At 65.0% G+C, this 24,291-nt stretch carries 17 protein-coding genes and 1 pseudogene; 13 read left to right on the forward strand and 5 right to left on the reverse strand.

The features are described 5' to 3' along the window. Positions 1 to 58 precede the first annotated feature (58 nt). From EI171_RS22270 to EI171_RS22295, 6 genes and pseudogenes are all read left to right on the forward strand, one after another. Positions 59 to 1,609, forward strand: a complete 1,551-nt coding sequence (locus tag EI171_RS22270; protein ID WP_161534686.1) for an ABC transporter substrate-binding protein — start codon at positions 59 to 61, stop codon at positions 1,607 to 1,609. A gap of 4 nt (positions 1,610 to 1,613) precedes the next feature. After that, on the forward strand, positions 1,614 to 3,158 hold the full coding sequence (locus EI171_RS22275; RefSeq protein WP_161534687.1) for a GMC family oxidoreductase: 1,545 nt from the start codon (positions 1,614 to 1,616) through the stop codon (positions 3,156 to 3,158). Between the two features lie 1,060 nt (positions 3,159 to 4,218). Then, positions 4,219 to 5,976, forward strand: a complete 1,758-nt coding sequence (gene istA, locus EI171_RS22280; protein ID WP_161532270.1) for an IS21 family transposase — start codon at positions 4,219 to 4,221, stop codon at positions 5,974 to 5,976. 4 nt (positions 5,977 to 5,980) lie between these two features. After that, positions 5,981 to 6,747, forward strand: a pseudogene (istB, locus tag EI171_RS22285) (IS21-like element IS1631 family helper ATPase IstB). Positions 6,748 to 7,104: 357 nt separating this feature from the next. Then, a complete protein-coding gene (locus tag EI171_RS22290; protein WP_161534688.1) occupies positions 7,105 to 7,365 on the forward strand; it encodes a hypothetical protein in 261 nt (86 codons plus the stop codon). Between the two features lie 515 nt (positions 7,366 to 7,880). After that, entirely contained in the window at positions 7,881 to 8,951 is a 1,071-nt protein-coding gene (locus EI171_RS22295) for a c-type cytochrome (protein ID WP_161534689.1), read from the forward strand. A 25-nt stretch (positions 8,952 to 8,976) separates the two neighbouring features. Here EI171_RS22295 and chrA read toward each other — a convergent pair whose 3' ends face one another. Both chrA and EI171_RS22305 read right to left on the reverse strand, forming a co-directional pair. Then, positions 8,977 to 10,362, reverse strand: a complete 1,386-nt coding sequence (gene chrA, locus EI171_RS22300; protein ID WP_161534690.1) for a chromate efflux transporter — start codon at positions 10,360 to 10,362, stop codon at positions 8,977 to 8,979. Then, on the reverse strand, positions 10,362 to 11,180 hold the full coding sequence (locus EI171_RS22305) for a chromate resistance protein ChrB domain-containing protein (protein WP_028171619.1): 819 nt from the start codon (positions 11,178 to 11,180) through the stop codon (positions 10,362 to 10,364). The genes chrA and EI171_RS22305 overlap by 1 nt, the downstream gene beginning before the upstream one ends. Before the next feature lie 206 nt (positions 11,181 to 11,386). Here EI171_RS22305 and dmeF point away from each other — a divergent pair, with 206 nt between their 5' ends. The 3 genes from dmeF to EI171_RS22320 all read left to right on the forward strand — a co-directional run bounded on the left by dmeF (position 11,387) and on the right by EI171_RS22320 (position 13,683). Next, entirely contained in the window at positions 11,387 to 12,352 is a 966-nt protein-coding gene (dmeF, locus tag EI171_RS22310) for a CDF family Co(II)/Ni(II) efflux transporter DmeF (protein WP_161534691.1), read from the forward strand. An 87-nt stretch (positions 12,353 to 12,439) separates the two neighbouring features. Next, positions 12,440 to 13,270, forward strand: coding sequence for an N-acyl homoserine lactonase family protein (locus EI171_RS22315; protein ID WP_161534692.1), 831 nt, complete (start codon positions 12,440 to 12,442; stop codon positions 13,268 to 13,270). A 32-nt stretch (positions 13,271 to 13,302) separates the two neighbouring features. Beyond that, entirely contained in the window at positions 13,303 to 13,683 is a 381-nt protein-coding gene (locus EI171_RS22320) for an EamA family transporter (protein ID WP_371740526.1), read from the forward strand. Here EI171_RS22320 and EI171_RS22325 read toward each other — a convergent pair. Next, positions 13,680 to 13,871: a hypothetical protein gene (locus EI171_RS22325; protein ID WP_028171621.1), complete on the reverse strand. Its 192-nt coding sequence runs from the start codon at positions 13,869 to 13,871 to the stop codon at positions 13,680 to 13,682. The two genes, EI171_RS22320 and EI171_RS22325, sit on opposite strands and share 4 nt — an antisense overlap. A gap of 31 nt (positions 13,872 to 13,902) precedes the next feature. Beyond that, positions 13,903 to 15,060 carry an MFS transporter gene (locus EI171_RS22330; RefSeq protein ID WP_161537056.1) on the reverse strand — a complete coding sequence of 386 codons (1,158 nt, stop codon included), beginning with the start codon at positions 15,058 to 15,060 and terminating at the stop codon, positions 13,903 to 13,905. Between the two features lie 177 nt (positions 15,061 to 15,237). On the opposite strand from EI171_RS22330, the gene EI171_RS22335 reads away from it, so the two are divergent. Next, complete coding sequence (locus tag EI171_RS22335; RefSeq protein ID WP_011087807.1) at positions 15,238 to 16,497, forward strand: adenylate/guanylate cyclase domain-containing protein; 1,260 nt, start codon at positions 15,238 to 15,240, stop codon at positions 16,495 to 16,497. Between the two features lie 84 nt (positions 16,498 to 16,581). Here EI171_RS22335 and EI171_RS22340 read toward each other — a convergent pair whose 3' ends face one another. Continuing rightward, on the reverse strand, positions 16,582 to 17,826 hold the full coding sequence (locus tag EI171_RS22340) for an MFS transporter (RefSeq protein ID WP_161534693.1): 1,245 nt from the start codon (positions 17,824 to 17,826) through the stop codon (positions 16,582 to 16,584). A 170-nt stretch (positions 17,827 to 17,996) separates the two neighbouring features. On the opposite strand from EI171_RS22340, the gene EI171_RS22345 reads away from it, so the two are divergent. The 3 genes from EI171_RS22345 (at position 17,997) to EI171_RS22355 (ending at position 24,284) form a co-directional block, all read left to right on the forward strand. After that, the gene (locus tag EI171_RS22345; RefSeq protein WP_161534694.1) at positions 17,997 to 19,349 is read left to right on the forward strand and encodes an Nramp family divalent metal transporter; all 1,353 of its coding nucleotides are present in this window, start codon (positions 17,997 to 17,999) and stop codon (positions 19,347 to 19,349) included. A 628-nt stretch (positions 19,350 to 19,977) separates the two neighbouring features. After that, on the forward strand, positions 19,978 to 23,001 hold the full coding sequence (locus tag EI171_RS22350) for an adenylate/guanylate cyclase domain-containing protein (protein WP_244651757.1): 3,024 nt from the start codon (positions 19,978 to 19,980) through the stop codon (positions 22,999 to 23,001). Beyond that, a complete protein-coding gene (locus tag EI171_RS22355; protein ID WP_161534695.1) occupies positions 22,998 to 24,284 on the forward strand; it encodes a hypothetical protein in 1,287 nt (428 codons plus the stop codon). The genes EI171_RS22350 and EI171_RS22355 overlap by 4 nt, the downstream gene beginning before the upstream one ends. Positions 24,285 to 24,291: the final 7 nt, after the last annotated feature.

The raw sequence follows: 24,291 nt of genomic DNA on the forward strand, positions 1-24,291 counted from the left end.
CGAACATTGCTTTTTCCTGACGACTGCAAACGACAAGTCAAAAGGCAAATAAGCAACAATGTTCAAGCCAAAGTCATTCATTCCGGCGCTGTTCGCCCTCGCGCTGGTTGCCGGGCCCGCGCATGCAGCGGGCAATCTCGTCGCGGTGCTCGAGGCGGAGATCGTCACGCTCGATCCGCATTTTTCCACGGCCTATATTTCGCGCACGTTCGGCTACATGGTGTTCGACACGCTGTTTGCGAAGGATTCCAAGGGTGAGATCAAACCGCAGATGGTGCAGGACTGGAAGGTCTCGCCCGACGGCTTGACCTACAGCTTCACGCTGCGCGACGGCTTGAAGTGGCATGACGGCCAGCCGGTCACGGCGGCCGACTGCGTCGCATCGCTGCGCCGTTGGGGCTCCCGCAGTGCGCTCGGCCGCCGCATCTTCGCGATCACGGCCTCGCTCGAGCCGACGGACGCCAAGACGTTCGTGCTGACGCTGAAGGAGCCGTCCGGCCTCGTCATCGACGCGCTCGGCAACCCCGTCAGCCCCGTCGCCTTCATGATGCCCGAGCGCATTGCCAAGACGCCGGGCGACCAGCGCATCACCGAGATCGTCGGCTCCGGCCCGTTCGTCTACAGCAAGGCCGATCACCGCACCGGCGACCGCATGATCCTGAAGAAGTTCGCGGACTATGTGCCGCGCCCCGAGCCTGCCGACTTCCTCGCCGGCGGCAAGCGCGTCAATGTCGACACGCTCGAGATCCGCGTCATTCCGGACGGTGCGACCGCGGCTTCCGCGCTCCAGGCCGGCGAAGTCGATTTCATGCAGTACGCGCCGTTCGATCTGCTGCCGACGCTGGAGAAGAACTCCCGCGTGAAACTGCTCAATTTCACCGGCGGCAACATGTTCGCCGGCGCCTACCGCCTCAACGCGGCGTCGAAACCGTTCGACGATCCGGCGATCCGGCGCGTGCTGTGGAAGCTGGTCGACCAGCGCGAAGTGCTGGATGCGCTCGGCCTCGATGCCAAATACGCCACGCCCTGCGCGACCTTCTTCACCTGCGGCACCACCTATGACAGCAAGGCCGGCACGGAAGCCGCTGCAAAGCCGTCGATCGAAGCGGCGCGCGCCGCGCTGAAGGCGACGAAATATGCCGGCGAGCCCGTGATCGTCATGGAGGCCAACGACCTCGAAGCGCCACGCGTCTCGGCGCAGGTGCTGGCCGAGCGGCTGAAGCAGGCCGGCTTCAACGTCGATCTCCAGGTGATGGACTGGGCGAGCGTGCTGGCGCGCCGTGCCAAGAAGGAGGGCTGGAGCGTCTATGGCGTTCACGCCGGCGGCTTCGATCTCGGCTCGCCGCTGACCAACGTCATGGTGGCGTTCAACTGCGCCGACTTCACGGGCTGGCAATGCGATGCGCGCATCACGCCGCTCATGGAAGCCTTCGCCAAGGCGCCTGCCGAGGAGGACCGCAAGAAGATCGCGGCCGAGATTCAGACGGTGATGTACGATCAGGCGCCCGGGATTCCATGGGGCCAGTTCGCCCAGCCGGCGCTTTATCGCGCGACGCTGCGCAATCTGATACCGTCCGCCATCCCGGTGTTCTGGAACGTAGAGAAGTAACGCGATGTACGATGTCATTGTTGTCGGCGGCGGCTCCGCCGGCGCCGCTGTTGCGGCGCGGCTCTCCGAGGATCCCGCAAGGCGCGTGCTGCTGCTCGAAGCGGGTCTCGACTGGCGTGCCGACGAGGCGCCCTGGGAGGTGATGACGCCGAATCCCATTCCGATCATCCACAAGCGCGAGTACCAGGAAAAATGGCAGTGGCCTGATCTGCTGACGCGCCGCGTGGCGGGGCAGGAGCCGCGCTTCTATTGGCGCGGCAAGGGGCTGGGCGGCTCGTCGATGATGAACGGCCAGATCGCGATCCGCGGCGTTGCTGACGCCTTCGACGAATGGGCGGCCAATGGCTGCACCGGCTGGTCGGCGAAAGAGGTGATGCCGCTGTTCTCGGTGATCGAGGACGATCTCGAGTTCGGCGACACCGCAGGCCACGGACGCGGCGGACCGCTGCCGGTCTACCGCGCCCCGCCCGAGAAGTGGGGACCGATCGATCGCGGCTTGCGCGATGCGGCGCTGGCGAGCGGCTATCCCTGGTGCGCCGACGTCAACGGCCCTGACGGCGAGGGTGTCGCCTGTTATCCCATCAACAGCCGCGACAGCCGCCGCATCACCACCAACGAGGGATATCTCGAGCCCGCGCGCGGCCGCGCCAATCTGGAGATCCGCGGGCATGCGCTGGTCGATCGTGTGCTGATCAGCGACGGTCGCGCGACCGGCGTCCGCGTCCACATCGAGGGGCAGGGCACGAGCGATATCGGTGCGCGCCAGATCGTGCTGTGCGCCGGCGCGATCCACAGTCCTGCGATCCTGCTGCGCTCGGGCATCGGCCCGGCCGAAGAGTTGAAGGCGATGGGGATCGCCGTCGAGCGCGATCTGCCGGTCGGTCGCCACTTCTTCGACCACCCGCTGTTTCGCGCCACGATCCAGCTCCATGAAAATCTCCGGCCGACCGATCCGGACACCCGCCACACCAATTGCTGCGTGACCTATTCCTCGGGCCTCGCCAACGGCGGCAAGCGCGACATGATCCTGATCGCCTTCAACCACCGCGGCATCGGCGTGCCCGGCGCGATCGGCGCCGGGCTGTTCAACGCCTATTCGCGCGGAACGCTCAAGCTCGCCTCGACCGACCCCAGTATCGATCCCGTTGTCGAGGAGAACATGCTGGCCGATCCCCGGGACATGCTGCGCATGATGGATGCGGTGAAGCGGCTCGCGGTGATTACGTCCCAGCCGGCGCTTTCCGGCATCGCCGACTGGATCAGGTTGACCGACACGGATCTGACCTTGCCGCAAGCCGCGGCCTTGCCGGATCACGAACTCGACGCGCTGCTGCGTCGTGAGACCGGCGACATCCAGCACGCCGCCGGCAGCTGCCGCATGAGCGGCGTCAACGACCCCGATGGCGTGGTCAATCCTGATGGCACGGTGAAAGGCATCGCGGGCTTGCGCGTCGCCGACGCCTCGATCATGCCGTCCGATTGCCGCGCCAACACCCACTTCACGACGGTGGTGATCGCGGAAGCGATCGCGCGAATGATGATGCGGTAGTTGTCACAAATACAGGTGTCATGCCCCGCGAAGGCGGGGCATCCAGTACTCCGACGCACCAGTGGGTTCGCACAATGTCCGCCGCGGAGTACTGGATCGCCCGCCTTCGCGGGCGATGACAGCGAGAGTGGGGCTAGACTTGCCGTCGTGCCAATACACGTTTCAAACAGCGGGCGAGCGTTCGCCTTCTCGCGGCGGATATCACCCGAGTTTTGCTTCTCGCGCGCCCTCGTAGAGACAAGGGCGCAGGGAAGGCCGGGCGCCGGCTGGCACCCGCAAGTCCGTGCGCCACAAAAAATGCACACGGGGTGGACTACAGGTCTCGCCGGATCGCCCGGCCTTCCCTGCGCGAATGGTTTTAACGGTGTCCTTCGTGCTCTCCCCGGGGAGCGATGCACTATTGCCCCCGTCGCCTCACGGATGGCTGATGCGCGCGTCCGGTCGGACCGCAACATCACCGCAAGACTTGACGCACAGACCCCGGGCGTCAGGACCACACGACTTCTCCGTCCGCGCACGTCTTCGCTGGGAATCCGAGAGGTGGCGTGTGCTCGCTCCCGAAGCCATGCGAAGACGCTGTCAGCGCCGGGTCGTATGCGCAAGAGCCATTGCTCACGGTGTCCCGCCCTGCAATGCCGATCGCGCCCGACGCCGTCGCGTCCATCGCTGCCCGGCCTGCGGTTCGTGACGATCGCGATCCGCCCCTTGTCTCAGGCCAGGGTGTTTCGCATGTACGACAAATCCGAATTTCGGTAAAGTGGAATATTTTCGGGGCCGGAGCTTGACACGTCGTGAGATCACGCGGCGCGGCTGTATTGCCCGACAGGCAATCGTCGGCGGGGCGTAGGTGACGAGCTTTCGGCCAGAGGGCGATGAAATGGCATACGGTCTTTGGATTTTTGCAATAGGACCGTTTGCAATCTCATTCAGATGAGTAAGGCCACCGCTGTTTTCCCCGTGGGTCGGTCAAAATCCCCCGGGTATGGTCACTTGAAACTCCCCCACCTGATGATCGCCGTCAGCGCCGCTGAACAGCAGTAGCCGGTCAGGCAGGACGTTTATGTTCGACCCCTTTAGCCAGCAAGGGGCCGGGGAGTTGAACGTCTTGAAGCGACATCTGCAAAGCACGGTATTTACATTACTTGATCGCAACGCCAGCCAGCGCGAGATCCACAGGCTGACGGGGGTCGATCGCAAGACGATCCGGCGTTACCGGGCGCTGCGGGCTGGTGCGGAGGCAAATTCCCCCGGGGAAGTGACCACCGGCACGGTGAGCGCGGACGACCAAATTCCCCCACCCCGACCACCGGCTTTTGGGGTGTCGGAAGCGACAGCCGCCTGCAGCCTGGCCCGCTCGGCCTGCGAACCGCATCGGGCATGGATCGAAGAACAGGTCCGCCTGAAGCGGAATGCGCAGGCGATTTACCAGGACCTGGTCGATCGATTTGGCTTTCCGTCCAGCTATCAGAGCGTCAAGCGGTTTGTGCGCACGTTGCGACACAGCGATCCCGAGCAGTTTGATCGACTTGAGTTCCTGCCTGGCGAGGAGGCCCAGGTCGACTATGGCGAGGGCGCTCTGACGATTGATCCCAGGAGCGGCCGGTACCGCCGTCCCCGCCTGTTTGTGATGACGCTGCGCTACTCGCGGCGCAGCTTCCGGCGGGTGGTCTGGAAGTCCAGCCAACACGTCTGGGCGCAGCTCCACGAAGAGGCGTTCCGGTATTTTGGCGGGGTCCCCAGCTATGTCGTGCTCGACAATCTGAAGGAAGGCGTCCTCAAGCCGGATTTGTACGAGCCCGAGCTCAACCCGATTTACAGCGCGATGCTGGCTCATTACGCCGTGGTCGCCGATCCCGCGCGGGTGGCCGATCCCAATCGGAAAGGCTGCGTCGAGAGTGCGATTCAACATACCCAGGGCACCGCGCTGGCCGGACGGCGCTTCGAGACACTGGAAGCCCAGAACGAGTTCCTGAGGCACTGGGAGGAGAATTGGGCCTCCAAGCGCATCCACGGCAGCACGCGCCGTCAGGTCGAGGCGATGTTCCAGGAAGAGAAGCCGCACCTGCGGCCGCTGCCTGTCGCTCCCTTCCGCATCTTCACCGAAGTCGTCCGGACTGTCTGCGACGACACCACCGTACGCGTCGACAACAGCTATTACGCCGCGCGGCCCGCGCCGATCGGCAGTCAGGTCGTGGTGCGGATCTACGCCTCCACGATCGAGATCCGTGATCGCCACACCCGTGCGCTGCTGCGTGTTCATTCCCGGATGACGCACCCCGGTTCTGTTGTCCTGCCGACCAGCGAACGGCCGTTCAATCCGTCGCGGCAAACCGCCGTGCTGCTGGCGAGCGCCGAGCGCATCGGGCCGCAGACCAGGGCGCTATGCCAGCAAGTGTTCGACACCGAGGGGCGCCCCGGACAGCGCGCGATGTGGGGCATTGTCGGGCTGGGCCGGAAGTATCCGGCGCGGCTGGTCGAGCAGGCCTGCGCGCACGCCATCGACAACCGCATCTACCGCTACAAGCACGTGCGTGCGACCGTCGAGCGGTTGTTCGAACAGGCGATTGAGCAGGTTGGAGTGACGCCACAGCCGGCATCGCCGCTCACCCAGGATCATCCGCTGATCCGTACCCCCGCGGAATACGGCGACCTCTTCAGCCGCGCTGTGCGGCGCGACGCCGACGATAATGGTCGGCAGGCCGAGGCTCACGACGATCACGCCACGGCAATCCGCGCTCGTGTCGCCTGCGCAACCCCGGCCAGCTCCGGCGCCACGAGCGCTCCCGCTGCACCTTCTCACCTTAAACTGGAGACCTAGCCACATGATGACCATGCCGGAAATTGAGCGTTGCCTACGACAGCTGCGCCTGTCGGGTGTCCGCGACACGCTGCAGACGCGCGTGCTCCAGGCGCAGGGCGCCAACCAGCCCTTCCTCGAGACCTTCTCCCTTATCCTGCAGGATGAACTGGACCGTCGTCAGTCCCGTCTTATCGAGCGGCGATACCAGCAATCCGGGCTCGACGAAAAGCTGACGCTCGCCGAGTTCGACTGGTCCTTCAATCCCAAACTGCCACGTCAGACCTGCTTCCAGCTCCACACCCTGGCGTTCATTGCCGCTGGCGAGAACGCTCTGCTTGTCGGCAAACCTGGCACCGGGAAGTCGCACATCGCCAAGGCGATTGCCTATCAGGCGATCCTGCAAAGCCACAAGGTCCAGTATCTTGAGACCGACGACTTCTTCCACCGCTACGCCCTGAACTCTCCGGCACAACGCGAGGTCCGGCTGCGAACCATCATCGACTGCGATCTCCTCGTGCTGGACGATCTATTCCTCGCACGCGCCATCCCCGACGACGCCGGCACTTTGCTGCAGACCCTGATCCATCAGCGCTACAAACTGCGCCGCAGCGTCATCGTCACCTCCAATCGCGTCGTGCAGGATTGGGGGCATACCTTGGGGACAACACTATGAGCACGACGATCCTCGATCGCCTTATGCATCATTGCCATCTGCTTGAGTTCGACGGACGCAGCTATCGGCTCAAAGAAGCCGCTGAAGCTCTTGCCCGGGAAACAAACTCAAACTAACAGTCCCTTGTCCTGCCTCGCGGGTGGAGGAATTTGACTGACCACACCCGGAGGAATTTGAAGTGACCCGCGGGGTTTTTCCGCGCGTTATTCCGCTCCTGGCCCTTAGCGGAGCCTTCGCGATACAGTGCTCTACGGCAGCTTTTGACCCAACTGAGACATGAAAGGGACGCTTAAGCTTGAGTTGCACAGTCGCGTCAGATCCGATTGCCCCAGAACCTATGTAACAATACGTAGTCCCATTCTTTCTTGATGCGGCCGTCACAATAGTTAGGTAGCGTGGCTTTATCGTCGGCCTGCCCGGCTACCGATGACTGTGAGCAGAAGACTCGCGCCCTCGACTCAGCGTGAGCCCCTATGCCCAAAAACTCTCCGCGCCCGATCTGCCCGAAATGCGGCAAGCCGATGCACTTCGTGATCGTCAAAACAGGCGGTCGCAAGTTTCGGTGTATTAAGTGCGATGACATCGACCCAATGCAGATCCCAGAAGTTCAAGCATGGACCAAAAGCGAATTGCACCCGCCGAAAACTGGCACTTCATGTGATCGTGCAGGGGCAGTTTTTGCCGCCGAATGGGCGATCAAGCAAGCTCTCAAAGAGAAACGCTATTCAAAATAAGATCGGCGGAGTTGGCCGACTTCTCGGATGTCGCCTGTTGGCCCGTCGCTTCCGTCGACGCGATGAAGCTGCATGTCGGCTCGTAAAGGCAAAATGGAAGGCTGCGGCCGAGCGCCAAGCCGACGCTTCGCAACCTGCTGGAAGAAGAGGCCAGGCTTGCCAATTGGCATAAGAAAAAACCGAAGTGGTAGGGCTCGCGGGGAGTGAGCAATTTTGCTCAGACGCGACGATGCGGATATGCAATTCGTGCCACACCGGGGTTTTGCAAACCCACCCGGGGCTGGGAAGCCGCTGCCCGCGACACAGATTAAGCGGGCGGCGCTTTTTCCATGGAGTAAGGCCGCCTCGGTTCGAAGCCTCCTTCAATTGACGGCGAACATGTCGCCTATTGGCCCTTAGCGACCCTTCGAGGCGCCCCGTGTCGAAGTCTGCTTTTGATCCAGACCGGACCAGGCACCCAAATCCCCAATTGACGCCAGCTTATCCCGGCCCTTGAATGCTTCCCGGAACGCCTGATGGAGGAACGCCTGCCCGCAGACTTCTGCGGCACTGCCTCGCGAGCGGCCGATCTTCACGCTGTCGGCTTCGAAGGTCCAGGTCCGCCGATGCGCATGGAGGTCTTGGCCATGAGGATTTCTTCAGCGCTTTTCGCCCTTTCGCTGACGTCGCTTGCTTCAGCGGGGGCGTCTGCACAAAGCCAAGAGGGCCCGCCCGCATGGGCCTATCCGGTAAACCCGCCGAATTTTCAACGCGCCCCCGACGACGGCACGATCCGGCGAGTCCCCGACAGTGCCGCCGGTTTTACGCTCACGCAACTGCGCGATCTGTTCGCCGCTCCCGACTGGCATCCGCAAGACCATCCGGCTATGCCAGAGATCGTCGCAAAAGGGAGCAAGCCTGACGTGTTCGCGTGCGGCGTCTGCCACCGGGCAGACGGACCGGGCGGCCCTGAGAATGCCAGCCTGTTTGGCTTCTCCGCGGAATACATCATCCAGCAAACGGTGGAGTTCAAGTCGGGCCTGCGCAAGAATTCGGTGCCCCGCGTCGCCACCGACCTGATGATCAAGACGTCCAAGGCCATCACCGATCAGGAGCTCAAGGAGGCTGCGAACTATTTTGCGTCAATCAAGCCGAGATCCAACATTGCGGTCGTAGAGACCGAGACCGTGCCGAAGACACATGTCAGGGACTTGTTCCTGGCGCCGATGGACGGCGGCGAGAAAGAGTCCATCGGCCAGCGCATCATCGAGATTCCGGAAAACGTGGAACACTTTCTCAGCCGGGACTCGCGCGCTCGTTTCATCGCCTATGTCCCGGTTGGCAGCATTGAGAAAGGGCGGGCGTTGGCGGCGAGCAGCGACCTCCGCGTCCAGTGCGCCGCCTGTCATGGTGCCGACCTCAAAGGGACTGCCGTGGCGCCAGGGATTGCGGCCCGTTCGCCCACGTACATGTTCCGTCAGCTTTACGACTTCAAGTCGGGCGCGCGGAAGGGCGCCAATAGCGACGTCATGAAACCGGCTGTTGAAAACCTCGGCATCGACGACATGATCGCGCTGGTCGCCTACACGGCGTCGCTCATGCCTTGACGTTTCCAGGCTGCTCGTACACGCCCTAGATCACCCCCACCAGCCGCAGCGCCACGCCTGCGGCGCAACTGCCCGCCAGCACCGTGAGCATGCCGAGCTTGAAGCGGAAGATCGCGGTTGCGGCTGCGACCGACAGCACGAGCGCTGGAATGTCGACGCTGGTCAGCACCGGCATGTCGAAGTTCAGCGGGAAGGCGTGCACCGGTACGGTCTCGCGGAACAGCGTGTGCAGCGCGAACCAGATCGAGAGGTTGAGGATCACGCCGACGACGGCGGCGGTGATCGCGCTGAGCGCGCCGGCAAGGCCGGTGTTGCCGCGCAGGCGCTCGATATAGGGGGCGCCGACGAAGATCCAGAGGAAGCAGGGCGTGAACGTGACCCAGGTCGCGAGCAGGCCGCCAAGCGTTGCCGCCAGCATCGGCGACAGGCCGCTTGGATCGCGATAGGCCGCCATGAAGCCCACGAACTGGAGCACCATGATCAGCGGACCCGGCGTGGTCTCGGCCATGCCGAGGCCGTCGAGCATCTCGTGCGGCTTCAGCCAGTGATAATGCTCGACCGCCTGCTGGGCGACATAGGCCAGCACCGCGTAGGCGCCGCCGAAGGTGACGAGCGCCATCTTCGAGAAGAACAGGGCGATTTGGCTGAAGACGTTGGCCTGGCCGAGCGCGGCGAGCAGGGCAACTACCGGCACCAGCCACAGCGCAAGCCACAGCGCGCCCACGCGGATCGCGCGGCCGGTGTCGGGTTTGATGTGATCGGGCACGGCGTCGCCGAGCATGCTGTCGATCACGGCGCTGCTGCCGCCATGACCGTGACCGGCCGGAGCAAATTCCGGACGGCCCTGTCTGGCGCCGATATATCCGATCAGGCCGGCGGCGATGATGATGATCGGGAAGGGGACTGCAAAGAAGAAGATCGCGACGAAGGCGATAGCCGCGAGCGCGATCATGATGCGGTTCTTCAGCGCGCGCTTGCCGACGCGCACCACGGCCTCGACGACGACGGCGAGCACGGCGGCCTTCAGGCCGAAGAACAGCGCCTCGACGAAGCTGACATTGCCGAAAGCCGCGTAGATGTAGCTGAGGGCCATGATGGCGATGATGCCGGGCAGGATGAAGAGCCCGCCCGCCATCAGCCCGCCGGCGGTGCGATGCATCAGCCAGCCGACATAGGTCGCAAGCTGCTGCGCCTCCGGCCCCGGCAGCAGCATGCAGTAGTTCAGCGCATGCAGGAAGCGGCCTTCGGAGATCCACTTCTTTTCTTCGACCAGGATGCGGTGCATCACCGCGATCTGGCCCGCGGGCCCGCCAAAGCTCAGGCAGGCGACGCGCAGCCAGACGCGGAAAGCTTCATTGAAGCTGATGCCGTGACCGGCATCAGCTCCTGATTGAACGTTACGGGTATCCATTACGCCTTCACTTTGTTGGTCGGCCAGTTGTGGGTCTCAGCCGTGGCGTCGCGGCACCAGCGGTAAAAGGCGTCGTAGAGCAGCAAGCCGGCCTCGAGCTGTTCGAGGTCGTCGTCATACATCCGCGACAGCCCGAGCGACGCCGCGAGCAGTCCGGGGGCCTCCGGCGCCAGATCAGGCCGCGCGGTGTCGGCGCCGCGCACCAGCGTTGCGAGCCGGAGCAGGGCCGGGGTGGCGATCCCGAACTCCTCGATCATGACGTCGAAGGTGCAGAGCTCGCCGCGGTGGCTCCAGAACACGTTCTCGATGTCGAACGGGGCTGCATTGAACCGCTCGCCGACCGCGACCACTTCGGACGGCGCCACATACAGGAACACCGCGTTGGGATCGACGAAGCGGCGGATCAGCCAGGGGCAGGCGATACGGTCGACCTTCGGCCGCGCCCGGGTTACCCAGACGGTGCGTCCCTTGGCGTCGCGGGGCGGCAGCTTGCGGGTGTCGAGGAGCGGCAGCTTGGCCTCCTTCCAGCCCTCGAAACCGCCGTCGAGCGTCTCGGCCTGAACGCCAAGCTGGCGCAGCCAGGCCGCGGTGCCCTGCGCAAGCTTGGCGCCGCGCAGGCAGGAGACGATGACGGAGCGGCCCGCGAAGGCGGCGCCCCAGTCGGGAACGTTCTCGTGGCTGAGCCTGATGGAGCCGGGGATCAGCCGCCGGTCGGCGGCAAAGTCCTCCTCGGTCCGCACGTCGATCAGGACAGGAGCGTTGGCCGTGCCGATCAGGCGCGCCAATTTATCGGATGATATGGTCGTGAATGTAGACATGATGCGTCCTCGCATAAACCAAACGGGACGCGATACTTGGGCATGTCGCCTCGTGGGGAGATCGCTCAAATCCCCATGAGCCGCATTACAACGAAACCGCGCCAAGCTGTCAACCGCCGGTTTTGCCGCTAATGAGCGTTAGAAAGATGTGCTGCCGGGGCCTATATTGGCCCCTTGCGGATTCTGTTTTCCGGAGAGTTGAGCCGATGCATTCCCATTCCATCGAGCAATGGACCCATGACCACGCTTTCCTGGGCGAGAAGCACGACGAGAACGAGCGGCGCACCTGGCTCGTGGTGGTCCTGACGCTGGTCATGATGGTCGGCGAGATCGTCGCCGGCTCGCTGTTCGGCTCGATGGCGCTGCTCGCCGACGGCTGGCACATGGGCACGCACGCAGCCGCGCTCGGCATTGCTGCGTTCGCCTACCGCTTCGCGCGCCGGCACCTGGGCAATGCGCATTTCACCTTCGGCACCGGCAAGTTCGGCGATCTCGCCGCCTTCTCCAGCGCGATCATCCTCGGCCTGATCGCGGTCGAGATCGCCTATGAGAGCGTGCTGCGGCTCTTCACGCCGGTGCCGATCGTCTATGGCGAGGCGATCGCGGTGGCGGCGCTCGGTCTTTGCGTCAACCTCGCCAGCGCGTGGCTGCTGCGCGGCAGCCACGATCATCACCATCACGGCCATGATCACGGCCACGGCCATGCGCATGATGAACATGACGATCATGACCATCACCACCATCGTCATCACGACAACAATCTCCGCGCCGCCTATGTCCACGTCATGGCGGATGCCGCGACCTCGTTACTCGCGATCGGCGCGCTCGCGGTGGCGATGTATTCGGGATGGGTCTGGGCCGATCCGGCCGTCGGCCTGATCGGCAGCGTCGTGATCGCAAGCTGGGCGTTCGGCCTGATCAAGAGCTCGGGCGCGGTGCTGCTCGACGTGCGCGCCGACGAGAAGCTGGAGCGGGTGATCCGGGCACGCATGGAGGTCGGCGAGGATCGCGTCACCGACCTGCATCTCTGGCAGGTCGGCCCCGGCCATTGTGCCGTGCTGGTGTCCGTGGTGTCGGACAAGCCGAAGCAGCCGGCCGTCTACAAGAAGCGGCTCGCCGGGCTGAAGGGCCTCAGCCACGTCACGGTCGAGGTCGAGACCTGCCCGCACTGACGTGATCCGCGGGAGCGGAATTCTGCGGCGCGGCCGGGGTTGATCCTCGGTTGTAGCTTCCCAAACGCTTGCCAAGGAGGACCAAGGATGACGTCCAGGATCAAGCTTGCTTTTGCCGCCGCCGCTCTCGCCTTGTTCAGTCATGCAGCGATGGCCCAATCGGAAAAGCCCGGCGTCGAAAGGCTCTACGTCCTCAATTGCGGTGAGGGAACCGCCGGCGACATCTCGCGCTGGACGCCCGGTCTGAACGAAGGCAAGTCGATGGACTTCGTCGACAGTTGCTATCTCGTCAAGCACGCCAAGGGCTGGTTCCTGTGGGACACCGGCATCGCCGATTCCGTCGCCGCCATGCCCAATGGCCTGGTGCCCGCCGATCCCAAGGCCGTGACCTGGCGGCGGCCGAAGACGCTTGCCGCCCAGCTCGAGCAGCTCGGCGTCAAGCCCGACGACGTCAAGGCGATGGCCGTCTCGCACACCCACCCCGACCACTCCGGCAATGTCGAGCTGTTCCCGCAGGCCGTCCTCTACGTGCAGAAGGCCGAATATGACTGGCCCGGCGCCAACAACGAGCCGCGCTTCAAGCCTTCGCATCCCGTCGAGCAGCTCGTGGGCGACAAGGACGTGTTCGGCGACGGCAGCGTGACCATCCTGTCGACGCCTGGCCATACGCCGGGACACCAGTCGCTGCTGGTGAAGTTGCCGAAGACCGGCGCGGTGATCCTGTCCGGCGATGCCGTGCACTTTAGGGATAATTGGGACAACCGCCGCGTGCCCAGCATGAACGTCAACAAGGACCAGACCGCAGCCTCGATGCAGAAGATCGCCGACACGCTCTCCAGGGAGAAGGCGCAGCTCTGGATCAATCACGACAAGGCCCAGCGCGACAGCCAGAAGATGGCTCCGGAGTTCTACGACTAGCTTCTCCTACCCGCTTGTTGCCACACTACAACGTGTTGTCGCGCCCGCTGATGCAGCGATCGAGCGCGCTCGGCTTTCTCACGGTCGGCATGGGCGCGGGCGCCGTCGTGCTGGTGCTGGCGGGGCTCGTGAAAGGCAGCTTTGCGGCGCTCGATCACTTCACGACGGCGCAGTGGATCGCCGGCATCTATCTCGGTGCCGGCGGCGGCGCGCTCGCCTTCATCCTCTGGGTCATGGCGCTGGCGCGGGCAACGCCGACCCGGGTCGCCAATACCATGACGGTCAATCCGATCGCCGCGACCTTGCTGGCAGCGCTGCTGATCGGCGGGCCGATCACGGCAAATCTCCTGGTCGGGCTGCTCGCCGTCTTCGCCGGAATCTGGATTGCGACCAGCGAGGCGAAGCCGGCCTAGCTGTGTGGCGCAGTCGCTGCGGGCGGACTTGCCTCCGGCGTCTTCTTCGGCTTCAGCGTGCCGGCATAGAACGACAGCAGCCACACCAGCATGACGGCAAGGAGATAGACGACCCAGGCCTGCGGCGGCGTGGTCGCCCAGCGCAGGAGGCCCTTGAATGTGCGGGGCGGGCTGTTGTCTTCGGTCATGGCCCGCTTGTGCGCGAAAGCGGCGGTGCGGTCAATCGGGCCGGCGCTCGGCGCGGATCAGGAACAGCGCCGCCAGCGCCGAGAGGCTCAGCGCGGAGGAGACCATCAGCACCTTGGCGCCCATGACGTCGATGAGGAGGCCGAACGCCAGCGGCGCCACCGCCTGTGCCATCCGCGCCGGCGCGCCGATGATGCCGAGGCGGTAGCCGAAATCCTTCGGCCCGAAGATCGACAGCGGCAGCGTGCCGCGGGCGATCGTCAGGATGCCGTTGCCGGAGCCGTGCAGCAACGCGAACGCGCTCGCCGCGGCGCCGCCGACGATGGCGACGACGGCAGCTCCAATCGGATGGGTCACGCAGGCGAGCCGGGTCGACCACAGCGGATGAAAGCGGCTCAGAACGCTCGCTTCGAGGATGCGCGCGAGCACTTGCGCCGGACCGATCAGCGCGCCGGCCGCGATCGCTTCGACATGGGTCGCGCCGGTTGCCTCCACGATGCGCGGGAAATGCACCGCCATCGCGCCGGTGACGGTCCAGGCCGCGGCGAAGACGAAGGCGAGCAGGATCATGGTGCGGTCGAGCGGCACATGCGGCTTCGCGGCCGTCGCCGCCGCCTGCTTGGCGCCCTTGATCGCCGGCAGCATGAAGAAGTTGAGGGGCAGGCCGATCAGGATGTTGGCGGCGGCCCAGGCAAAGCAGGTCTCGCGCCAGCCGATATGGGCGAGGCCCCAGGCGGTGAGCGGCCAGCCGACGGTGGAGGCGAAGCCCGCCATCAGCGTGATGCCGGTGATGGGCCTGCGCGCCTCGGTGCCGTAGATGCGGCCGAGCGCGGCGAAGGCGGCGTCATAGAGCCCCATCGCCATGCCGATGCCGAGCACGAGCCAGGCGACCGCCATCACCAGAACGGATTGCGACAACCCAAGGAGCACGAGGCCGGCGGCCATGGTCAGGTTCGAGGCGGACAGCACCTGCCGTCCGCCGACGAGATCGATCTGCCGCCCGATCCGCGGGCCGAGCATCGCGGAGATCACCAGCGAGGCCGAGAACGCGCCGAAGATCCAGTTGGAGGAGACGCCAAGGTCGTGCGCCATGGGATCGGCGAGCAGGGCCGGCAGATAGTAGCTGGAAGCCCAGGCCAGGGTCTGCGTGGTGCCGAGCGCCAGGATGATCGGGAGCTGGCGCTGGCTCATCCGCGCGTGCTTCCGATTCTGGCCGACAAAGTCATCATCGCCGGCATTTGCCGCCGGCGCAGCGAGTGCGTCAACCGCGATCGCGGCATATTCGACCTGCAAGGGATGGGAGCCTTGCGCATGGCTCGCGCGAGGCTTGCGCCTTTCGCTCGTCACGAATGCACGGCATAATGGCGCATGCAATTGACCTCGCGCCTCGCGCTGATGAACTGGCTGACCGGCCAGGGGCTCACGGGCCTGCCTGAAAACGAACTGCTCCGCGGCTTCTGCGAGCGCTGCCGCGCCGAGGGCCTGGAACTCTCGCGCGCCCTCGTCGTCATCGACACGCTGCATCCGATCTATGAGGGCCGCGGTTTCCGCTGGAGCGACCGGGCGAGCAACGAGAGCGACGCGTTCGAATACGGTTCGACCGCCGAAGGCGATGCGGCCCAGCACTGGCGCCGCTCGGTGTTCTTCCACATGCTCGAGCACGGCCACGACGAGATGGTGATCGATCTCGCCGACGCGCCGTCGCTGGATTTCTCGCAGATCGGCGAACTCGCCGAGAAGGGCCATAAGCATTATCTCGCCTTCGTGCACCGCTTCGGCGAGAACGGCGCGCTCGGCCTGATGGATTGCCTCTATTCCTGCTGGACCACGCGCCGCGACAGCGGCTTCAGCGAAGCCGAGTTGGAGTCCCTGCGCGATCTCGTGCCGGTGCTGGGGCTCGCGATCAAGTCGGCGCAGCAGGTCGATATCGCGCGCACGCTCGGGCGCGTCTATCTCGGCCGCGGCGCCTCCGAGCAGGTGCTGGGCGGCCGCATCTCGCGCGGCGTCACCGAGCGCATCAAGGCAGTGCTGTGGTACTCGGATTTGCGCGGCTCGACCGGGATCAGCGAGAGCATCGGTCCCGACGAGATCATCCCGTTTCTCAACGACTATGCGCAGGCTGTGATCGACGCGATCCACGATGCCGGCGGCGACGTGCTGAAGCTGATCGGTGACGGTGTGCTCGCGATGTTCACCGGCGAGGACATGGCGCATGCGCGACGTGCTGCGCTCCGCGCCGAGCATCTGTTCCGCCAGAACGTCGCAGCGCTGAACAAGCGGCGGGAGGCGGACGGCCGTCCCACCACGTCGGCTTATATCGGGCTGCATGTCGGCGAGGTCTTCTACGGCAATATCGGCAGCGAGGATCGGCTCGATTTCACGGTGGTGGGTCCGACGGTGAACGAGGTCAGCCGCATCGCCTCGATGAGCCGCTCGGTCGATCGCGAGCTGTTGGCGTCGGCGGAGTTCTACAAGGGGCTCGATGCCGCCGGCCGCCGCTATCTCGTCTCCACCGGCCGCTACGCGCTGCGCGGCATCGGCCGCGCGCAGGACCTCTACACGCTCGATCCGGAGGTTGACGCCAGCGAGCCGGTGACGGGGAGCTATGAGCGGTATCTGGCGAGTTAGGCATCACTCCCTCGCCTACGTCGTCCTGGCGAAAGCCAGGACGACGAGGAGGATGCTGCGCCACTTTCCGCAATCGCGACGCAGCTAACACCTCACCGCCACTTCGTCCCCCACCATGTCCGGCTGCCGGTCGAGTGACGCGGCCGGTGACAGCAGGATCACGAGCGCCTGCATGCCGAACACCGCCGCCGCGAGATAAAGGCACGCCTCCGCGCTCCAGAGCCCGCCCACGATTGCCCCCAGCGCCGAGCCGAGCGGGCGGGCGCCGTAGCTCATGATGTTGATGGCGGAGACGCGACCGAGCAGGCGCGGCGGCGTCACGGACTGGCGCAAGGTGGTGGTCGAGATCACCCACAGGATCGGCCCGACGCCGAGCAGGAAGAAGCTCAAGGCCGCAAGCCAGGGCGAGGGGACCAGCACCGTCAGCGCCATCACCAAGGAGGCGACGAAGCCGGTGACCGGGCCGAGGCCGACAACCGTGCCGAAGGCGACGCGCTGCATCACGCGCGTCGCGAGCAGCGCGCCGATCACCATGCCGACGCCGTACATCGTCAGCACCGTGCCGACGCCGGCGGCGGTCAGCCCGAGATGGCGCACGGCATAAGGCACGAACACGGCGATCTGCAAGAACCAGCCGGTGTTGAAGATGAACTGGGTGATGAAGACCGGCCGGAGCAATGGATGGTGAAACACGAAGGCTGCGCCTTCGCGGATGTCCTGGAACGGATGGCGCCGCGGCGCCGGCGTGCGGGCGGGCTCGTAGATGCCGGAGAGCAGCACCACGGCAATGGCCGAGAGCGCCGCGGCAAAGCCGAAAGCCAGGCTCGCGCCCCACCAGCCGACCAGCGCGCCACCAAGCGCAGGCCCGCTGGCAAAGGCGATGGTGCGCGCGAGCTCGATCCGGGCATTGGCGGCTGGCAACAGGTCCGAGCTCACCAGCGAGGGCACCAGGGCCGGTGCGGCCACGCTGTAGACGACGGTGCCGCACACGGCAGCGAAGCCGAGCAGGGCCAGCAGCGGCAGATTGAGGGCGCCGAGCGCGAGCAGCAGCACGATCGCCGCGAGGGCTGCGGCCCGCAGCGCCTCGGCGCCCGCCATCAGCGCGCGGCGGGAGATGCGGTCGGCGAGCAGGCCGGCCGGGATGGCGAAGAGCACGAACGGAAGTGTCAGCGCCATCTGCAATAGACCGGTCTGGCCTTCAGCGACCCCGAGCGTCAGCACGGCGACGATGGGGGCTGCGGCCAGCGCGATCTGCTCGGCCGATTGCGCCGCGAGATTGGACCAGGCGAGGCGGCTGAAGGTGTCGGGGAGGCGAGGCGGATTTGACATGGCTCATTTCCTGCAGAGTCGGATTGGCGCCAGTATCCGCCCCCGAGACCGGCCAAACCCACCCGCTTCCCGACAGGCCCGGGGCAAAACAGGTCCGTGCCGGGAACCGACGCGGCCAGATGCAGTTGCAAATGAGTTGCAATAAGATTCGACTTCGGTATTCTGACCACATGGATGCCCGATCGCCCGATTTAACCACCGACGCCGCCGGCTGGCGCACCGACGTGCCGACCACAAAAAGCCTGGCCGAGGTGAATGCCTCCGTCGCCCTCCCCACGGCGGGGGTGTGGTGGCGGCGGCTGCTCGCCTTCGTCGGTCCGGGCTATCTCGTCTCGGTCGGCTACATGGATCCCGGCAACTGGGCGACCGACCTCGCCGGCGGATCGAAGTTCGGCTACACGCTGCTCTCGGTCATCCTGCTCTCCAACCTGATGGCGATCCTGCTCCAGTCGCTGGCGGCGCGGCTCGGCATCGTCACCGACCGCGACCTCGCGCAGGCCTGCCGCGCGACCTATTCGCCGGCGGTGAACTTCCTGCTCTGGCTCGCCTGCGAGGCGGCGATCATCGCCTGCGATCTCGCCGAGGTCATCGGAACGGCGATCGCGCTCAAGCTCCTGTTCGGCATCCCCCTGATCGGCGGCGCGCTGATCGCCGCGCTCGATGCCTTCCTGCTGCTGCTATTGATGAACCGCGGCTTCCGTTTCCTGGAAGCCTTCGTCATCGCGCTGCTCGCGGTGATCGCGGTTTGCTTCGCGGTCCAGATCGTGGCCGCGGCGCCGCCGGTCGCGGAGGTCCTGCATGGCTTCATGCCGAAGAGCGAGATCTTCACCAATCCGGAGATGCTCTACATCGCGATCGGTATCATCGGTGCCACCGTGATGCCGCATAATCTCTATCTGCACTCCTCGATCGTGCAGACGCGCGCCTATGAGCGCAACGAGACCGGCCGGCGCGAGGCGATCAAATGGGCGACGACGGACTCGACCATCGCCCTGATGCTGGCGCTGTTCATCAACGCCGCGATCCTCGTGGTCGCCGCGGCAACCTTCCACAAGAGCGGCCATTCCGACGTCGCCGAGATCGGCCAGGCTTTCGAGCTCTTGTCACCGCTGCTCGGCCTCGGTATCGCCTCGACGCTGTTTGCCATCGCGCTGCTGGCCTCGGGCCTCAACTCGACGGTGACCGCGACACTTGCCGGCCAGATCGTGATGGAGGGTTTTCTCGATCTGCGCCTGCCAAGCTGGGCGCGCCGCCTGCTCACGCGCGGCATCGCGATCATTCCGGTGATCATCGTCACGGCGATCTACGGCGAGCGCGGCACGGCCGATCTCTTGGTGTTCAGTCAGGTCGTGCTGTCGATGCAGCTGCCCTTCGCAGTCATCCCGCTGGTCCGCTTCGTCTCCGATCGCCGCAAGATGGGCAAGTTCGCGATTTCCCCGTACGTCGCTACGATCGCGTGGATCGTCGCGGGCGTCATCGTGGTTTTGAATCTGAAGCTGCTGGCGGATACGCTGTTCGGGTGAGCCGAGGCGGCCGCTTGCTCCGCCTGGCCACAACAGCCGCGCCCGGTGGCATTTTGGGCTGGCGGCCTGATTTTCCCAAGAGCACGAAAGGGCGGATAGGCACACGCCTGAACCTCGATTTTGTGAACTGCCTCACTTTTCAATTTATGCGGGGCGCGTATACTGCCCACCAATTGCTACTAGGACGAGTGTTGTAGGGCGTAGTGTCATGTTGTTTGTTTCAGGATTGATTTTACTCCCCGCGGGATGATCGGCGGCCCGCGCCGGATAAAGTGCGCCGACCGCATTTTCTCCGGATACATCTATCGGTTCTGCGCGAGCCCGGTCGGCACGCGAATGGTTGGTTAGATTCATTGCTTTGATTGACGGCTTGTTTTTTCGCTGCGCGGGTTCACGTCCGGGAGGGGACGATGATCAGGCCAGGAAGCATCGGTTGTTTCGGTAAATTCATTGATGAATGGGGGCTGCCGTGACCAGGTGTCCCACGTGTTCAACGCGTGTTGCCCGCGAAGATCGGTTCTGCTCGCAATGCGGCGCGGATCTCAAGCGTCGCGTGGTGGAGCCCGGTACCCAGGATCGGGGCGCACAGGTCGTCCAGCTGCGTGATCATCCGCCGTTACGATCAAAGATGCTGACCGAGAATAAGCACGTCAGCGTGCTTTTCGCCGATGTCTGCGACTCGACCGCATTGCTGCAGCATTCCGACCCCGAAGAAGCCCGCAACTACCTCGGCAAGGCGCTGAACCAACTGGCCGAGGCGGTCGAGACCTATGGCGGCACGGTCAGCCAGTTGCTCGGCGATGGGCTCGTCGCCTTGTTCGGTGCGCCCCTGGCGCAGGAGGATCACGCCTTACGTGCGTGTCTTGCCGCCCTCAAGATGCAGAGAGCAACCGTTCCCGGCCATGACGTGCAAGGCGTTGCAAGTCCGACGCTGCGCATCGGCATCAATTCGGGAGAGGTGCTGGTCGGGGTTGTCGGACAATACGATTGGTCGCACTACGGAGCAGATGGCAAGACGATTCACCTTGCGTCCCGGCTCGAAAAGATGGCACCGCCCGGCGGCATTCTGGTCAGTGCCGCGACGCAGCGGCTTGTCGCCCAGCAGATCGAGACGCGGTCGGTAGGGACCCGGCAAATACGGGGATTGGACGAGCCGATCGAACTCCACGAGGTCGTGGTCGAGACCGAAAGTTCGGCAGCGGCGCCGCTGACGCGCAAGCAACGCTGGGCGCCTCTGGTCGGACGCGAAGATTCCTTACGGATCCTGGCAGGGGACCTTGAGGTCGTTCGAAAGGGTGGAATGCGAACGATCGGGCTGTGCGGCGATGCCGGGATCGGAAAGTCCCGCTTGGTTGCCGACTGGACGGCCGCCCTCGCAAGCGAGGGCATGGACGTCTGCGTTTCGCAGGCGAGAGGCTATGCGAGCACGCGCGCCTACAGCGCCGCCGCGGACCTGATCGCGAGCCTGGTTGGGCTGGTGCAAATGAACGTGACGGACGTACGGCAGTCCGCCAGGCAGGCCTTGATCGAGGGATGGCCAGCCGAGGGCGCCGAACATCTCGCGGCGGCCAGCGACCTGTTGGGGCTGGCGGCGCCCGATCAGGCCTGGCTGGCGCTGAACCCGGTACAACGACGGCGCCGCATTGGCGAAGCACTGCTGTGGCTGGTGCGCAGGCGCGCGCGGTCTGGCCCGTTCGTGCTGGTGCTCGAGGACGTTTTCCTGGCCGATCGCGAGAGCCGGAGGTTGTTCGAGGCCTTGCTTCCGAAGCTTCAGGAGCTGCCGGTTCTGGTCTGCGTCAGCTATCGGCCCGATTTCGAGCACCAGTGGCGGCAGGCGCCGTGGTTCGTAGAGCGCATGATCGAGCCTCTACACGACGGCCAGATGCTCAGGCTCGCGCGTGCCCTGCTGGGGGACGATCCATCCGTGCTCGGCGTCATGAACGAGCTGGTCGCCCGCGCCGACGGTAATCCCTTCTTCCTTGAGCAACTGGTCATCACCCTCATCGATGACGGATCGCTCGAGGGAACGCCGGGAGCGTACCGCCTCCAGAGGCCTCTCGGAGAGCTGCGCGTGCCGGGCTCGATCGCCGCGGTCATCGGCGCGCGGACCGACAGGCTGCCCGAGGCCGCCAAGTCTGCGCTCGAGGCTGCGGCCGTTCTTGGCGATCCCATCACGCGCGACCTGATCGCCACGATGCAGGCGGTGGACATCGCGCGCGCCGAAGAATTGCTCGCCCTTTGCGTCGCGTCCGGCCTCCTGTCGTGTCCGGAGCAGACGAGCCTATCGCTCGAGCCGCAGGCGTTCGCGTTCCGCCACGCGCTGGTGCGCGACGTCGTGCTCGGGGTGCTTACGCGCAGCAGGCTCAAGGCGCTGCATCGGCAGGCCTTCCTGGCGCTCCACGCGCAGCCGGGAGCCGCGGATGCCGATGCCGCGCCGGTGTTGGCGCATCATTCCTTCAAAGGCGAGGAATGGGAGCAGGCGGCAAAGTTCGCCATCAAGTCGATGGCACGAGCCATCTCGCATTCGGCCAATCAGGAGGCCCTCCAATTGTTCGAGAAGGGGATCCAGGCTGCACGGCGTGTCGACGGCGCCCCGACTGCGCAAGCCCTGGAGCTTGCGCTTCGTCTGGAAGCCATCGGGGCAATGATGGCCCTTGGGCAGATCGACGACATCTTCAGCAACATGGAAAGGGCTGAAGCCATTGCCGTGCAACTGAACGATCAGCGCGCACGGGCGGCGGTTTCGACCGAGACAGCGGTGTTTCTGTGGATGCGCGGTCGTTTCGAGCAAGGCTTGCGCTACGCCTCGCAGGGCCTGGAAGCGGCCCGCCTTGCACAGCGTCGCCACATGACGATGGCGGCGCATCAGACGCGCCTGATGCATCTGCATGCCCTCGGGCGATACGCGGAAGCGGCCGTCGAAGGCAACGTCCTGCTGTCCGAATACGGCCCGGAACTGTCGGCGCACTACGTTCAGCCCGGATGGGCCGCCATTCCCATCATCAACCTGTATGCGTTTCACGCCAGCACGCTCTGGCGCCTCGGGGACAGCGAAGCCGGTAGCGCCTTCTGCGCCAAGGCCTACGAGATCCTGTCGAACATCGACCACCCATACTCCCGTCTGCTGATCGATACCGTCCAATCGCAGATGTGGATCGAGAACGACGAGCTCGACCGGGCGGAACGCATGATGCGCATGGACCTGCAGCAGTGCCTGACGCACAACGTGCCGACCATGCTTTCCGTTTGCATGGGCGTTCTCGGCAGCGCGCTTGCACGCAACGGCAAGGCTGCCGAAGCGGTGCCCATGCTGGAGAGAGGGTTCGCCGATCGCATCTACGAGGCGGCCGGCCCCTACGGCCGGACGTTCATGCGTGTGAGCCTCGGTGTCGCCTATCGCAAGCTCCGACGGCTGGACGATGCGATCGCGGTCGGACGCAAGGCGGTCGAGCAGGCCGCTGAAGAATACGGGCACCAGACCGAAGCTCTGTACGAGCTCGCTGAAACGTTGCGGCACGCCGGCGATCAGGCCGGGGCCGAAGCGCATTTCAAGCGAGTCGCCCTGGCGGCGGAACGCCTGGGCATGCCCCACTATCAAAGGCGGGCCGCAGCGGCCCTCGCGGATTGGCGGAAGGATGGGCATGCAGCATGAAACTCTCCACTTATGAACCCGACGCCTTGCAGCCGGGAGCACGCAGTCTCTCCTATGGTGTCTTTTGCTGGCTCAACCGCCACATCACCGTCTTGCGTGCGCTCGGCGCACTGCTGCGGCGCTGGCCCTCGGTGGGGGGCTTGTTCGGCATGGTGGCACGCGCCAGTGCCGTCAAGGACGTGCTGACGCGCACGCGCAGCTTTTCCAACACGGCGCATGCGGCCAACATGGTCTCCGGAGACTATCTCATCGGGATGGATCCCGGCCCGACCTATTCGGCCGATCGGGATCTCGTCCATGCGCGGTTGGCGGCTCTGGACGTTCCAGCCGATTCCGATGCCGAGGCACAGCGCCGGATCAAGGACCTGAGCAAGCCCGGAGCGGCCGAATTCGATCTGATCGATGATTACCTGATGTGGGTCGTATTCCACGCCATGAGACCCCTGTTTGGAGATGCGACAGGCGCCGTGGTTGCGGGGTCGGCGACCAACGCTGCGCAAGGCGATGTCGATGAAGGCTTGCAACGACAGTACATGCTTGAGATCCGATACGTCGCGGGGCAGCTGCTGGCTGGCAACCTGGCGACACTCGACCTCCGGCGGCGGGCGGAATCGTGTGGGGATGCGCTACAGGCGCGCATCGATCGCGTCACCGGCCCCATCGGCGCTGCGTGGGGCGTCAAAAGCTCCTCCGAGGACATTGAACGAAACGCGGTAGGCCTTGCCTGGATCTCGCATCCGGTCACCGTCCAGTCGGGAGCCCTTGTCATGCAAGAGCTGCTGGGACGCCAGAAGGTCTATGAACAGCTGCGATCGCGGGCCAGGGCTCTCGGCGAGTCCCGCGTCTGGACCGACCCCGATTTTCGCAAGGCCGTGCGCAACCATGTGCTCGAGCTCATGCGCTTCCGGCCGATTTTTCCGCTGCTGGCGCGCGACGTGCCCCGGGATACGGAAATGGAGACGGGCGCGCGAAGCAACGCTGGATGTCCGGGCGGCGGCAAGGTCTCGCTGTTGTCGATCGCTGCCCTGTTCGATCCCACCGCGGTGCCCCAAAGCGGTCGCTTCTGCCCGAACCGCGATTGGGGCAGCGAAGATGCCTTGCGGTATCTCATGTTCGGCTATGGCTACCGCCAATGTCCCGCCCGGGACTACGCGGTGGATATCCTGACAAGCGCGCTGATCGGCTTGCTCACCTTGCCCCGGCTGCAACTGGCGCGCGGTGAAGGCAAGGCCATTGCTTATGACGGACCGCTGATGTTGTGCATGCGCATGCGTATCACCTGAGCACGCG

This window comes from Bradyrhizobium sp. LCT2 (assembly GCF_009931255.1).
GTDB classification, from domain to species: domain Bacteria; phylum Pseudomonadota; class Alphaproteobacteria; order Rhizobiales; family Xanthobacteraceae; genus Bradyrhizobium; species Bradyrhizobium diazoefficiens.